The 14,891-nt window shown below is 71.9% G+C and carries 7 protein-coding genes; all 7 read right to left on the bottom strand.

The window, feature by feature from the left end; all coding sequences use genetic code 11:
• Positions 1–189 (bottom strand): hypothetical protein (locus IZR01_RS28845; protein WP_228560418.1); only part of this gene is annotated, 189 nt, incomplete at its 3' end.
• A 77-nt stretch (positions 190–266) separates the two neighbouring features.
• Positions 267–542 (bottom strand): hypothetical protein, encoded by a 276-nt coding sequence (locus tag IZR01_RS28840; RefSeq protein WP_194896679.1) that lies wholly within the window; start codon positions 540–542, stop codon positions 267–269.
• A gap of 190 nt (positions 543–732) precedes the next feature.
• The gene (locus IZR01_RS28835; RefSeq protein WP_194925682.1) at positions 733–1,959 is read right to left on the bottom strand and encodes a glycosyltransferase; all 1,227 of its coding nucleotides are present in this window, start codon (positions 1,957–1,959) and stop codon (positions 733–735) included.
• The gene (locus tag IZR01_RS28830; protein ID WP_194896677.1) at positions 1,956–2,759 is read right to left on the bottom strand and encodes an alpha/beta fold hydrolase; all 804 of its coding nucleotides are present in this window, start codon (positions 2,757–2,759) and stop codon (positions 1,956–1,958) included. The genes IZR01_RS28835 and IZR01_RS28830 overlap by 4 nt, the downstream gene beginning before the upstream one ends.
• A gap of 5 nt (positions 2,760–2,764) precedes the next feature.
• On the bottom strand, positions 2,765–3,118 hold the full coding sequence (locus tag IZR01_RS28825) for a phosphopantetheine-binding protein (RefSeq protein ID WP_323747126.1): 354 nt from the start codon (positions 3,116–3,118) through the stop codon (positions 2,765–2,767).
• Positions 3,115–7,674, bottom strand: a complete 4,560-nt coding sequence (locus tag IZR01_RS28820; protein WP_438939708.1) for a beta-ketoacyl synthase N-terminal-like domain-containing protein — start codon at positions 7,672–7,674, stop codon at positions 3,115–3,117. The genes IZR01_RS28825 and IZR01_RS28820 overlap by 4 nt, the downstream gene beginning before the upstream one ends.
• Complete coding sequence (locus tag IZR01_RS28815) at positions 7,674–14,603, bottom strand: type I polyketide synthase (protein ID WP_194925681.1); 6,930 nt, start codon at positions 14,601–14,603, stop codon at positions 7,674–7,676. Before IZR01_RS28815 ends, IZR01_RS28820 begins: the two co-directional genes overlap by 1 nt.
• Positions 14,604–14,891 lie beyond the last annotated feature (288 nt).

The following is a 14,891-nucleotide window of genomic DNA, read 5'->3' as shown; positions in this document are numbered from 1 at the left end:
GTCTGGTGCCACGCGGGAGGGGATGTGGAGGTATCGCGGGGCGGCAGCCGAGGCGGCGATCGCCCTGCCGGTCGCGCTTGTGGCGGTGCGCGCGGGCTGCGGCGCGGCGCGGCCAGTGGTCTCCAAACCGGCCCACGCGGCCACCGCGACCGCCGCGGCGAGCGTGACGACCCTGGTCAGTGGGCTCATGACCGGATTTCTGTCCCGCACGCGGGCGCGGCATGCCGAGGTTCGCTCCGATGGCCTACAGCCGCAGCCGGGCTCCTTCACCAGGCGGCCCGGCGGCCGTTGGCGCGCTCGTCGAAGTCGGCTCCGTCAGCCGCCCCGGCGCCGCCGTTGGCCAGCTTCCGCAACTCACCGAGGGCCGCACGCTCCGCGGTGCGGACGCTGCTCTGCGCCGCCGCGTACACACCGTTGATCATCTCGAAATCACCACACCGACCCCGGCTGCACGGATTCTCGGTGGCGGGCCGTATGCGCTGCGGCCGCACACGCCGCCCCTCGACCTCGGCCAGCTCCACCTCGGCGGCGGAGTAGCGCAAGTCATAAAGCGCACGCGTAACAACACAGACACCGGACTCGTCGCCAGCCTGAGCAGGCCACAACGATCCGTGCCGAATGGAACGGGACACTCTTCCTCGCAGGGCAGGGCCGCCGGACCACCCGGCGTGCCCGACCTCTACCAGTCGGCGCCCGTGGACCTGCCAAGAAGTCGGTTACGCATGGCCACCATTATGCCAGGGCCAGGGACTCCAGGTGGTCGGCCGCCGCGGCCGCTCCCCCCGCTACCCGGAACGACTCCCCGATCCGGCGGGCCGCGGCGGCGAACGTCGGCTCGGTCAGGACGTGGTCCAGGGCCGTGCCGATCTGGGCCGGGCGGGCGTGCGCGAAGCGGATCCGGACGCCGGCTCCGGACGCCGTGACCTGCTGCGCGACCACCGGCTGGTCGTCCCGGATCGGGGCGAGGACCAGCGGGACGCCGTGGTACAGCGCCTCGCACACGGTGTTCTGGCCCGCGTGGCAGATGGCGGCGTCGGCGCGCTGGAGTAGGTCGAGTTGCGGGACGTGCGGCACGGTCAGGACGTTGTCCGCCGGCGGCACGGCTGCTGCGGGGTCCGCGACGACGCCGAACAGGTGCGGCCGGTCGGCTATCGCTTCGGCGCACGCTTGCAGGAACGACGCGCCGGCGTCCGAGTTGGCCGTCCCGACGCTCACGAAGACCAGCGGGCGCTCGTCGGGGAGCCGGTGCCAGGGGAACTCCGGATCCGTCGGGCGCTCGGCGATGGACGGGCCGACGTAGCGCAGCGTCTCACGCAGGGCCTCGACCTCACCGGACAGCGCGGCGGTGCTGTAGGCCAGGACGAGGTGCGGGGAGAAGCGCAGGTCACCGTACGTACGCTGATAGCGCGGCGAGGCGGCCGTGGTCCCCAAACCGTTTCGCACCTCCAGCTCAAGCAGCAGTTCCCGCACCCACGCGTCGACCTTGGGCATCGCCGCGAGCGGATTCCCCAGCTCCGCAGTTGTCGTCGCGGAGGTCGCCCACGGCACGCCGCACCGCATCGCCACAACCGCACCGGCCACAGCCTGCTGATCCACGAGCATGACATCCGGCGCGAACGCCTCAACCGCGGCCGCCACGCCGGGCACCATCGCCTGCGCGAGCGGAATGAGGAACGTCTCCCACAGGAACTTCAGCGCCCCCGGCCCCCGCAACCCCGCCGGCCGCACAACCGGCGCGCCGGGGACGGCACAGTCCAGCACCTTGGCATCAGGGCCGGCGAGACTGGCGATCAGCTCGGGGTTCCCGGCCCAGGCGACTTGGTGACCGCGCGCGACCAGGGCGGCGGCGACGCCGACGGTGGGGTTGATGTGGCCGACCAGGGGTGGGACGACGATCAAGAAGCGGCGCGGGCGTGCAGGCTCGGCGGCGCTGGATCTTGCGGGATCTGGCGCGCTCACGCCGAGCCCCGCTCGGCGAGCCGGTGCTCCGCCAGCCACCCGAGGATCAAGTCCAGGACCCGCGCCGGGGCCTCGACCAGCACCGAGTGTTCCAGGCCCGGCAGGATCACCGGTTCGTAGCGGGGCATCAGGGTGCGTAGGTGTTCCGCTTGCGCCGCGAGATCGCTCTTGGAGCCGTAGAGGGCCAGGGTCGGGCAGGCGATTTCAGCGATCTGCGGGTCGGACAGGACCGTGCTGGTCGGGAGGTCGCGCTCCAGGGTGGTGGCTGCCAGGAGGCGGGCGGCGCGCTTGGAGCGACGGGCCAGGTCGCGGCCGTAGCGGGCGGTTATCCAGGCTGTTGCTTCGAAGGTGCCCAGTTGGGTCGCGGCTTTGTGGAGGTTGGTGGCCATCTTCGTGGACCAGGGCGCGGTGGCCGGTTCGGATTCGATGGCGACGATGCCGGTGACGCGGTGGGGGTGGCGTGCGGCGAGGCCGTAGACGATGGTGCCGCCGAAGGAGTTGCCGAGGAAGTGGGCCTCGGGGACGTCGAGGGTGTCGAGGAGGGCGGCCAGGTCGTCGACGAAGTCGTCCAGGCGGTAGGCCGATGGCGGCTGCTCGGTCTTGCCGTGGCCGCGCAGGTCGTAGAGGACCACGCGGAAGCCGGCGGCGCGCAGCGCCTGGGCGACGGTGAAGTAGTAGCTCGCGAGGCTGTCGATCAGGATGCCGTGGACGCACACGATGGTCGGCGGGTTCGGTGCGGCATCGCGCGGGAGCAGCACCTCGTAGTTCTGACGGATCCCGTTGGCGACGGTGGCCGGCATCACGATCAGCTCGATTCGGAACTAGTGACGGAGGTGAAGGGGGTGGCTGAGGTAGCGGAGGCGGCAGAGGTGTCGGCGGCCAGGGACACGGTCACATGCTCCACAAGCTGCCCGACCGTGAGCTCGATGATCTCGTCGAGCCCGAGGTCGGCGATGAACTCGGCCAGGTTGACGCGCTCCCCGTACCGCTCCGCGAGCATCCCGGCGAGCGTGACCAGGTCCACGCTCTCCAGCTCCAGATCGTCGTGGAACCGGCTGTCCCGGTCGATGTCGATGTCGTCGATCCCGTACTCGTCCAGAATCGAGCCGAGCATGGCGGCGACTTCCGCGAGCACCGTGGTCGTCGTCTCAGCGGTCACGTGTCTGTCTCCTGATGGTTGTCGGTGTCCGGTCCCTCGGTCCAAGCGACCACGTACTGTCGTGCGGGTAGGTCATCGGGATTGGTGAGCTGTTCCAGGCGCACGCGGAACAGGCGGCCCACTCCAGCAGCACCGCCGCGAACCTCGACCACGGCGCCGGAAGCGGTGGCCTGCACGACGCCGAAGTGCCGCGGGTTGCCCGCCAATCCGGTACCCAGTGCCTTCGCGACCGCCTCCTTCGCGGTCCAGAACCGGGCGAACCACAGGTCTTCGCTGTCCCCGCCGTCCCCGCCCCGGTCAACGAGCCCTCGCAGCCGAGCGAGTTCGTCCTCTGACAGCGCGAAGGCGAGCGTCGCGGCGTCCCGCGCCGCGACCAGCTCGACGTCGATCCCGGCCTGCGGGCGACGATCCCCGGCGGCGGAACGCACGATCGCGACGCCGAGGTCCCCGGCATGCGCGAGCGACACGGCGAACGGCGGCAGCCCCCGGCCATGCGTGCCCGCGACGAAAGGCCGTCCGGCCTCGTCGTTGCCCACCGTGATCTCGGCGGGGAAGAGCTTGCGCGGACCGTCCTCGTCCCAGATCGCCTGCCGAACCGCGTCCTTGACCGCGATGCGTCCCAATAGCCACTGCCGCCGGCCACGCGGCGGCCGCGCCTCGAACAGGTCACGCTCGGCGGCGCCGAGATAGCTGCGCATCCGCAGCTGCCGCGAGGCCGGGTCGGTCCAGCGGTCGAAGACCGCGAACCAACCACCGGGACGCCGGCGGGCCAGCAGCGCGCCGCCCGGATCATGTTCGACGGCCTTGGTATCCGGATGGCTCCCGAACCGGCGATCGGTCCAGCCGGAGATCTCGGCCCAGACCCGACCGGCGCTGACCAGCTGAGCGTCGGCGACCACAACCGTGTCCTCGACGCTCCGGATCCGGATATGGCAGGCCACTGACCCACGCGGCGTCGGGCCATGAAACGCGATGCGCTTCATCCCCATCGGGAACACGACGGTCCGATCGGGCAACGTGTCCATGACCCAGTAGCCGAGCAACTGACCGACGTTGTCCAGGATCGCGCCCGGCGTCGCCAGCGCAGAGATCACGCCGCGCACGTGCCGGTCCCCGATGGCCGTCAGCTCCTCGACGCCCCGGAACAAAGGACCGTGGAACATCCATCGGTCGTCATAGAGGGTCCCGGCGGCGATAGACGGCGAGCGCTCGCTCACAGATTCGACCGGCCAGACTGGCGGCGCCGGAGAGAATACGGCCCCTGTCTCAACAGTCGCCCGCGCATAGGGTCCGAACTCGACCTTGACCGCGCCGTCCGCACCCGGCCGCACGACGATCTCGACGCTGGTCGGCGGCGCGGCGGCCGTCCACTGGTCGAACCGAGCGTCCCGCACCGCGATCGCGTGACCGCCCGCGGCGTCGATCATGTGCTGGATCACTGTGGTGGCGGGGACGACGGGGAAGCGGTCGGTCACGTCCGGCCAGTCGTCGCGCTGTGCGAAGAAGCAGTGGTCGAGGAGATAGGGCATTGAGTCGGTACCCACTGCGAGCGTGATCCGCCGCTCGCCGGAAGCAGAAACAGAAGCCGAAGCAGAGGTGGAGGCAGAAGAGGAAGCGGCCTGCCGAGCAGCCAACACAGCCCCAGTACTCGCCGCCGTCTCACGCAGCAGCAGCGCGACCTCCGCCGCCATCGGGTGCCGGGCCGCGAGCCCATCCAGCTCATCGAGTTCCGTCAGCCCACTGACAGCCGGCGCAAGCCCGGCAGCCTTCTCCCCCAAACTGACGAGCGCACCACCAAGATCCAACTGCATCGGAGCACTGCGCCGCTTCGCCGGCGTCGTCTTCGCACGCCCACCGAACAGCGCATCACTGGTCTGGAATCCCTCAGCCCAGAACGCCGCCGCGACCCGCCGAAGCTGAGCCATCCCCTCCCGCTGCGGCGCGTTCGCCGCGATGGCCAGATGGTCCCGCTCGCCGAGCACATCACCGATCACCGTCGCCAAAGCCCCGGTGCCGACCTGGACGAAGGCCCGAATCCCGGCCTCATACATGCCCTCAATCGTCTGCCGGAACCGAACGGTCTCCACCAAGTGCCGGACGAAGACCCGCCGCACCTCCTCGGCGTCCCCCGGGAACGGCGCGGCCAGCGTCGCCGACCACACCGGGACCGTCGGCGTCCGCACCTCGAAGTGTTCGAACGCCTCCAGGATCGGGCCGAGGTACGGCTCAAGCATCGGCGTGTGGAACCCCGACCGGAACGGCAGCACCTGGCACAGCACGTTCTGCCGCCGAAGCTCCCGCAGCAACTCGGCCATCGTCTCCTCGGGGCCGCACGCGACACACTGATTCGGCCCGTTGTCGTGCGACAACACGATCCCCGGATAGCGCGGCAGCAACTTCGTCACCCGCTCAGCACCGGCACCCACGGCACCGAAGACCAGCCCGGGCACCCGCAGCGAGTCCGGGTCGAAGCCGGCGACGAAATCGTCCACCGCGGTACCGGCGAACATGCCCGCGCTGGCCATCGCGGTCCACTCGCCGACGCTGTGCCCGGCGACCGCCGCCGGTCGGATGCCCAGCTGGGTCAGGGCACGTTCAAGCAGCCGCCCGACCTCGAACACGCCGAGCCCGTGCGAGCCGACGCTGTCGGCGCCGTATCCGGGCCCGGACACCCCGAGCCGAGCCGCGACGTCTTCAACGCGCGGCGCGAAGTCGACTTCGAGCCCCGGGAACACGAACGCGATCCGGTCAGCGCCGGACTCGACACCAGATTCGACGCCAATCTCGGCACCGGCTTCAGCACCGGACTCACCGCCACGCCCCGCGAGCAGCGGACGCGGCGTGAACCACAGATCCCCGCGACCGCGCCACGGCTTCGCGTTCGCGACGACGCGCCGCGCCAGCTTGAAACTCCGAGGCGTCGGATCGATCAGCGCGATCCGGCACGCGCCACTACCACGCTGGAGGAACGAGCCCGGATCCCGCTCGGACTCCACCGCGTCGAGCATCTGAGCGAGCGCATCGAGATCATCAGCGGCCAGCCGCACCTCGCGCTCCGGCACCGCACCGTCAACCGCGGCCCGACGCCGCGGAGGCCGATTCGGCGCCTGCTCCAAAACGACATGCGCATTGATCCCACCGAACCCGAAGGCGTTGACCCCAGCGCGCCGAGGCGTCCGGGTCTGCGGCCAATCCTCGGCGTCGGCCAAAGTCCGGAATCGCGTGCCCTTCAAATCAGGGTGCGGATCCTCGCAGTGCAACGTCGGCGGCAGCACTCCGTGATGCACCGCCAACGCCGCCTTCACCAGGCTGGCGATCCCCGCGGCCGGCATGGTGTGCCCGATCATCGACTTGACCGACCCCAGCGCCGGCGGGCCGCCCGCGGCCTCGTCATCGGTGCGCGGCGGGCCGAAGACCTCTGCGATGGTCAGCAGCTCCGCACGGTCCCCGGCCGGCGTCGCGGTGCCGTGCGCCTCCAGCAAGCCGATCGCGTCGGCGGCGAGCGGGTCCAGCCCGGCGGCCGCCCACGCCGCGCGCACCGCCCGGATCTGTCCGGCCGGCTCCGGGTTGAGCAGGCTCGCGGACCGGCCATCGCTGGCGACGCCGGTGCCGCGGATCACGGCATAGACCCGGTCACCGGCGGCCACCGCGTCCGCCAGCCGCTTCAGCACCACCACACCGGTGCCCTCACCGATCAGGATCCCGTCGGCGCCCCGATGGAACGGCCGGATCCGCCCGGATCGAGAGAGCGCTCCGAGCTGGCTGAACACGCTCCAGAACGTGATGTCGTGGCAGTGGTGCACGCCCCCGGCCAACATCACGTCACAGCGCCCTGACAGCAGCTCGCGCACCGCCTGGTCGACCGCGACGAGCGAGGAGGCACAGGCGGCGTCCACGGTGTAGGCCGGGCCGCGCAGGTCCAGCCGGTTCGCGATCCGGGACGCGGCCAGGTTCGGGACCAGGCCGATCGCGGCCTCGGGGCGGTTCGGGCCGAGCGCCTCGGTGAAGGCGGCCTGGATCGTGTCCAGCCGCTCCTCGGCCAGGCCGGGTATCAGCTCTCGAAGAGTCCGGACCAGTTGGTTGGCGGTGCGGACGCGCTGGTCGAGCCGGACCAGGCCGGGCGTCAGATACCCGCCCCGGCCCAGGATGACGCCGACCCGATCGCCGGCCGGAAGCCGGTCCCGACCGCCCGCGTCGGCGATGGCGTCGGCCGCCACCCGCAGCGCGAGCAGCTGGTCCGGCTCGGCACCGGCGACCGAGTCCGGCATGATCCCGTACGCCAGCGGGTCGAACTCCGTGAGCCCGTCCACGAACCCGCCGCGCCGGCAGTAGACCCGATCCGGCCGCGACGGATCGGCCGCCGGGTCGTGGAACTCCGGGTCCCACCGGTGGGCCGGAACGTCGGTGATGCAGTCGGTGCCCGCGACCAGGTTGCGCCAGTAGGCGTCCAGGTCCGGGGCCCCGGGCAGCAGCACCGCCATCCCGACGACGGCGACCGGGGCCAGGTCCGGGCCCGCGCCCGGGCCAGCGTCGGCAGCCGCGTCCGCGTTAACGATCACCACTGGGACGCCGTGTAGACCACCGACGCCGGGCTATCGCCCCAGGCCAGCTCCCGGAGCAGGGCCAGCACCCCTTCCTCGGGATCGATCAGGCCGATGCCGCGCTTGCCGTAGGCCTGCATCAACTCCGGCGTGACCATCCCGCCGTGTTCAGCCGACGGCGCCCACGGTCCCCAGTGCACCGTCAGGCAGTGCGCGCCGGTCCGGGCCGACCAGTCCGCGCCGACCGCTTCGAGCGCGTCGTTGGCGCTGGCGTAGTCGCACTGGCCCCGGTTGCCGAAGACGGCCGCGATGCTGCCGAACAGGACGGTGTAGCGGGGACGCTCAGGGAGATCATCGAGGCCTGCGATCAGGGTTCTGGCACCGTCGGCCTTGGTGGCGAAGACGCGTGCGAAGGAGGCCGGGTCCTTGTCGGCGATGAGCTTGTCCTCGATGATGCCGGCGGCGTAGAAGACGGCGTCGATGCGTCCGTGCTCGGTGTGGATGCCTTTCAGCAGCCGGTGCAGGGCCTCGCTGTTCTGCACGTCGAGCGAGTGGTAGCGCACGGCACTGCCCAGGGCGCCGAGCCGCGCGAGTGTGGCGGACACCTCGCGGCCCGCGAGGATGCGGCCGACTTCGCGTTCGATCTCGGCCGGAGCACTCAGTCCGTTGGCGATGAGCGCGGCGCGCAAGGCCGCCCGGTCCGGGGCGGCTGCCGTCGCGGCCGGCTCGGCTCCGGTCGGCAGCGGCGTGCGGCCGACGAGCTCGACGCGGCAACGGCAGGCGGCGGCCAATGTCTCGGCGAGGTGCGCGGTGATCCCGCGCGCGCCGCCGATGAGCACGACGACCGAGTCGCGGTCGAGGCCGAGCGCCTGGAGCTCGGCGGTTCCCTCGCCCGCCGGTCCGGCCCCGTTCGTGGCCAGTGCGCCGAGCGAGGTCTGCACCGGGGTGATCCGGCGGCGGGATCCGTTGTGGCGCAAGACGACCGGCTCGCGGTCCGAACTCACGATCTCCTCGACCACCTGGGCCGCGAGGTCTTCGGCGCTCGCGTCGCGGTCTACCTCGACGAGGCGTGCGGTGGTCTGCGGGTACTCGCGGGCGATGGTGCGCCACAGGCCGCGTAGCCCGGCGCCGGCGATGCGGTCCTGGAGTGGCGCGGCGGCGAGGAACCAGCGCGGGGATCCGGCCAGCGCTTCCTTGATCGCGCCGAAGCCGTGCGGGAGGAGCCGGGGCTCCATGCTGTCGCCCGCGCCGAGTGCTCCGAGGTGCACGATCCCGTCGACCTGTGCCTGAACCTCGACTTCAGACGCCGCTTCGGTGCGCTCGCCGCGGATCTCGACGGACGCGCCGAGCTCTGAGAGCCGATTCGAGAGCGCCTGCTCCACCGGGCCGGTGCCCGCGGCCCCGACGACCACGAAGCGGGTTCCGGTCAGGATGGCGTTATCGAGCGGTTCTGCGAAGCTGTGGTCTTCCTCGTTCATGACGAAACGCTTCGGAGCCAGCGCAGAGGAGATGGAGTCAGAGGAAACGGAGTCAGGGGCCTGGGATGGGGGCGCGATAGGCGCCGGTTGCGGCTCGGATCCGCCGTCGAGGTGGTCCCGGAGCCAGTCGGCGATGGCATTGGCCGTACGCGCCTTGGCCAGTTCCTCCAACTGGTCGTCGTCGAGTTCGGCGGCCGCCAGGCCCAGGCGCTCGGCGAGCTCTCCGGCGATCTCCGTGCGTTTGATCGAGTCGATGCTCAGCTCCGCCTCCAGGTCGAGGTCGGGCTCGATCATGTCGGACGGGTATCCGGTGCGCGCGCTGATGATCGCCAGGATCGTGCCGAGCAGATCGGTGACGGGTTCCTCGGCCGTCTCCCCGGTCGACGCCTCGGTCGAAGCGGCCACCGCAGACGGGGCGGACGCCGGAACCGCGGGCGTCATCGGAGCCGTGATGGCCGCGGGGACGGCCAAGGGCGCCGGTGCCTCAGAACCCTGCCATACCAGGCGTCCGGCCGGCGCCCCGCCGAGATACGCCAGCAGCACGTCGCGCTGCGCGGCGATCATCTCGCGGTTGGTCCTCAGGAACTCGGCGAGCAAGGCGTCCTGGGCCGCTTCCGACCTGGTCACGGAATCGTGCGTCACGATGGTGCCCTCCAGAGAGATTCGCCGGGCCGGGGTGAGGCCGCCGGGCACGCCGGCCCCGTCGGCGGTGCGGACGTGGCGGCCGTCGACCGTCCAGCCGGGTCGGGCGGACGCGGTCGCGGTGCCGGCGTCCCGGGCGTCGCGGCCCTCCACCAGCCAGCCGGTCCGGAGCGCGACGCCGGCGGTGGCCAGCCGGGCCACGGCCGCGAGCAGGCCGGGGACGCCGGCGCCGGGCCGCTCCTCGCAAGCGACGGCGAGGTGCGGGCGGTCTTGCAGGATCGCGTCCACCAGGTGGGTCAGGACCCTGCCGGGCCCGGCCTCGACGAACACCCGGATGCCCGCGGCGTACATCGCCTCGATCTGGTCGGCGAACCGCACCGGCGCACCGATCTGGGCGCCGAGTTCGGCTCGGACGTCGTCGGCGGTCGGGCCGTATGGCGCGGCTGTGCGGTTCGCATAGACCGGAGTCTCCGGGGAGCGCACCGGCACCTTGTCCATGAGCCGGGCGAACGCCTCGCCGGCCGCCGCGACGACCGGGCTGTGGAACGCGCAGGCGACCCGGATGCGCTTCGCCCCGATCTCGGCGGCGCGCAGGTGGGAGACCGCAGCGTCCACAGCCTCACTGGGACCCGAGATGACGACTTGTTGGGGAGAGTTCTGATTCGCCAGCACGACGCGGTCGGCGAGGCCGTGCTCCGCGAGCACGGCGGCGATCTCCTCGCCTCCGGCGGTGACCGCGGCCATGGCGCCCGGGTCGTCGCCGGCCGCGTCGAGGATCGCTTGCGCGCGTCCCCGGCTGGCGTCCAGGAGGGCCGGCGGATCCAGGGCACCGGCGCTCGCCAGCGCGACGAGCTCGCCGTAGCTGTGGCCGCCCACCGCGTCGGGCCGGATCCCGAGTTTGCGCAGCAGATGGTCGACGGCGAGCCCGCCGACGCCGAGCACCGGCTGCGCGACCCGCGTGTCCCGGATGCGTCGACCCTGGTCCGCCGCGGTGGCGTCGTCGAAGGCGGTCGGCGGGTTCAGGATCTCGGCCCACTCCCGGCCGAGCCGCAGGTAGTGCTGGAGTTCGGGGAACGCGACGAACAACTCGGCGAGCATCCCGGGGCGCTGACTCCCCTGTCCGGGGAACAGGAACGCGGTGCCCCCGGATTCCGGGGCGCCGGCTCCGAAGAACGCTTCGTCGGGCGGCTGGTGCAGTCCCGAGGCCGGGTCGTGCTCACCGGCCAGAACGCGGTCGGCCAGGGACGCGAAGTGTTCGAGGTCTGAGGCGACCAGGGCCACCCACGCGCGGTCGGTGCGAGCGTCGCACGCTCGGGCCGCGGCCAGCGCCAGGTCGCGAAGCCGCCACGGCGTCTTGCCCGCGTTGGCGGCCACCCGGCTGAGCAGGGTACTGATGGCCCGGTGTGCGGCGGCCCGGTCGGCGCCGCGGAAGACGAAGAGCTCCGCGGCCCAGTCGTCCCGGCCGTGCCGGGGGTCCACGGCTCGCTCGTGACCGGAGAGCACGACATGGAAGTTGGTGCCGCCGAACCCGAAAGCGCTGATGCCCGCGAGGCGTTCGCCGGGTGGCCGGGCCCACGGCGCCGGGGCGGCCCGGAACGTGAACGGGCTCTGGTCGGCGGTCCACGCCGGATTCGGATGGCTGATGTTCACCGTCGGCGGCCGCACTCCGGTGTGCACCGCGAGTGCGGTCTTCACGAGTCCGGCCAGGCCCGCGGCGCACTTGGTGTGGCCGATCTGGGACTTGACCGAGCCCAGGGCGCAGCCGCCGGGCTCGGCGCCCGCCTCGGCGAACAGCTTCGTCAGGGTGCTGAGTTCGGTGCGGTCGCCGACCACGGTCCCGGTGCCGTGCGCCTCGACCAGGCCGACCCGGGCCGGGGACACGCCCGCCGACCGGTAGGAACGCTCCAGCGCGCGCCGCTGGCCCTCCGGTCGCGGCGCGGTCAGCCCGAGCGCGCGGCCGTCGCTGGCGCTGCCGACGCCCTTGATGACCGCGTAGACCCGGTCGCCGTCACGTTCGGCGTCGGCGAGCCGTTTCAGCACGACGCAGGCGGCGCCCTCGCCGAGGGCGATCCCGTCGGCGTCGGCGTCGAACGCGCGGGAGCGGCCGGTCGGGGACAGCGCGTGGACCGAGGAGAAGAGCAGGAAGTCGTTGATCCCGTTGTGCGTGTCGACGCCGCCGCACAGCACCAGGTCGCTGGTGCCGAGCGTGAGTTCCTTGCAGGCGATGTCGACGGCCGCGAGCGAGGAGGCGCAGGCCGCGTCGACGGTGTAGTTGGTGCCGCCGAGGTCGAGCCGGTTGGCGATGCGGCCGGCGATGACGTTGGCCAGGACGCCGGTGAACGAGTCCTCGGTGAGCCGGGGAAGTTGTTCGTCGAGTTCGGCCGGGAGCGGGCCGAGGTAGGCGGGCAGCGTGGTGCGCAGCACGCCCGCGTTGGACAGGTCGCTGCCGGCCTCGGCGCCGAAGACCACCGAGGTGCGGTCGTGGTCCACCCCGGGGCGGTCGTATCCGGCGTCGGCCAGCGCGCGCCGGGCGACTTCCAGGGCGAGCAGCTGCGTCGGTTCGATGCTGCTCAGCGCGTTCGGCGGGATCCCGTAGCCCAGCGGGTCGAAGGGGATCGGCGGGAGGAAGCCGCCCCATTTGGAAGGTGTCGCGCGACCGGCTCCGGAGCCGACCGCGTCCGGATCGTAGAAGAGCTCTGAGTCCCAGCGGTCCGTCGGGACCTCGGTGATGCGGTCGGCGCCGTCGAGGATCGTCGCCCAGAAGGCGGCGAGGTCCGGGGAGCCGGGGAAGACACAGGCCATTCCGACGATGGCGATGTCCAGGGGCGCCGGAAGCTGTTCCTCGGCTTCGTCGGTTCCTGTGCGTATTCCGAGGGCGCGGGCCGCTTCGTCAGCCTGCGCGGTGTAGAACGCGCTTGCGCCCTGGGTGACCTCGGCGTGCAGGTCGGCGACCGTGGTGACGGAGTCGCGGAGCACCGCTACCTGGCCCGCCATGAACAGGCCGTCGCGCAGCTGGCGGTCCTCGTCGATGGGGACCAGTTCGGCGCCGTCGCGCACCAGGCCTTTGCTGGCGATGCGGAGGCGGCCGACGTTCAGCTGTTCAAGCTGCTCCCAGGCTTCGCGCTGCGGCACGTCGCCGGCTTGCAGCTGCCGGCGAAGGCTCTGGAACTCGGTCGTGAAGGGGCTGACGATGCCGCGGGTGGTGTGTCCGGGGGCTGATTCCAGCAGCGCGGTCGCCTCGGCGGCGAGGGCTTGCCGTTGGAACAGCGGCTGGATCGCGCCGCGGGCCACGGATTCTTCGGTGAACAGGTAGGCGGTGCCCATCAGGACACCGATCTGCACTCCGGCGCCGACGACCGTCCGGGCCAGCGCGGCGACCATCGCGGCGGAGCGTGCGTCGTGGATGCCGCCGGCGAACAGGATCTGGAGACCGTCGGCCCGCGTTTGCGCCTGTGATTGCGCCTGTGATTGCGCCTGTGATTGCGTTTGCTCGGCGAGCCAGTCCTCGATGACGCCGAGTTGTGCTTCCCAGAGCGGAAAGCTGGCGCGCGGGCCGGTATGGCCGCCGCACTCCGAGCCTTCGAAGACGAATCTACGGGCCCCGGCGTTGAGGAACTGCCGGAGCAAGCCTGGTGAGGGGGCGTGCAGGAACGTCGCGATGCCGACGTCTTCGAGCGCGCGGGCCTGCGCGGGACGGCCGCCGGCGACGATCGCGCACGCCGGTCGCAGCTCCCTGACGATCTCCAGCTGCGCGGCTCTCAGTTCCGCGGGAGCGAAGCCGAGGATCCCGACGCCCCAGGGGCGGTCGCCGAGCGCGGCCTTGGTCTGCTCCATCATCGCGCGGGTCTGATCGCTGTTCGCGAGCGCCAGGGCGAGGAAGGGCAGGGCTCCGTCCTCGGCGACCGCTGCGGCGAAGGATGCCTGGTCGCTGACGCGGGTCATCGGGCCCTGGGCTACCGGTACGCGCAGGCCGAGCGCCGTGGCGAGGGGGGCGAGCGGGGCAAGGGACGCGGCGCTGTCCTCGTCGCGGATCGCTTCGACGATCGCCGAGTGCACCGCGCGCACCGCGCCGACGGTGTCGGTGTGACGCTTGCGGAAGCGGTCGGCGAGGAAGCCGTCTTGGCCGATCGGGAGCAGGGTGTCGGAGGCAGGCGTTCGCAGTACTCGATGACCGTCGGCGACCACGGTCTCGGATCCGTCCGTGGCCCGGAGCGCGGCGCGGATGTCTTCGGGCAGCTCGGCTTCCGGCAGCAGCGCCAGCTGGGTGTCCAGGACGACGCCGGCGGCGCCGCCGATGACCGCCGCCGCGGCGGTGTGCTCGCCGATGCCGCCGGCCGCCCAGATCGGGAGGTCGAGGCCGGGCTCGGCGAGGAGCCGTTGGAGCAGGACGAAGGTGCTCAGCTCGCCGACGCGGCCGCCGGCTTCGGATCCCTTCGCGATCAGGCCGTGGGCGCCGGCCGTCGCGGCGGCGCGCGCCTCGGACGCGTCGGTCACCTCGACGAGGACGCGGTAGCCGGCCAGCGACACCTCGTCCGCGCTCCACGGAGCCTGCGGGCCCAGCACCACCAGGTCGATCCGCCCCGAACCGATCCGGCTGAGCTCGGCGAGTTCCAGTCCGCAACCCCGTCCGCACCTGACGCCGAACCCGTCGGGCAGCCATTCGGCGGCTAAGCCCAGCGCCTCCCGCGCGGCCCTGCCTCCGACCCCGAGGTCCACGACCCCGGTGCCCCCACCGCGCCCGACCGCGGCGGCCAGGCGTGCGTTCGGGACAGCACAGGGGCCGATCCCGACAACCAGTTCTCGTCGATCCCGTGCAACGGGCATCGCAGCTCCGTCCTGGCGGCGCGGCCGTAAGGCCGCTGACTCAGGGTTACCAAACAGGGTTTCAGGGTTACCAACGGGTAGGGAGTCTGGCACATCGAACGTGATGTCGGAAGATGTGTGCTGTAAACCTGTATCGACGATATTGCGCACGGCAGGTGTCTTCCGACCCTGAGATGAAACGTGCGGCCCGAATGCCCTGATCAGCGCTAATCGAAGCCGGGGCCGCGGAGAACTTCCACCGGAAGACCACAACCTGACATGTCCCTGTCGCCGCGCGGCCCTGGCGAC

The organism is Catenulispora pinisilvae, assembly GCF_015356865.1.
Taxonomy (GTDB): domain Bacteria; phylum Actinomycetota; class Actinomycetes; order Streptomycetales; family Catenulisporaceae; genus Catenulispora; species Catenulispora pinisilvae.
The sequence above is the reverse complement of the archived record's forward strand: the minus strand, read 5'-3'. Positions and strand labels throughout refer to the sequence as shown.

Bases quoted from the DNA above. Each gene is read 5' to 3' on its own strand.
- IZR01_RS28830 (WP_194896677.1), bottom strand. From the start codon at position 2,759: ATGCCGGCCACCGTCGCCAACGGGATCCGTCAGAACTACGAGGTGCTG.
- IZR01_RS28815 (WP_194925681.1), bottom strand. From the start codon at position 14,603: ATGCCCGTTGCACGGGATCGACGAGAACTGGTTGTCGGGATCGGCCCC.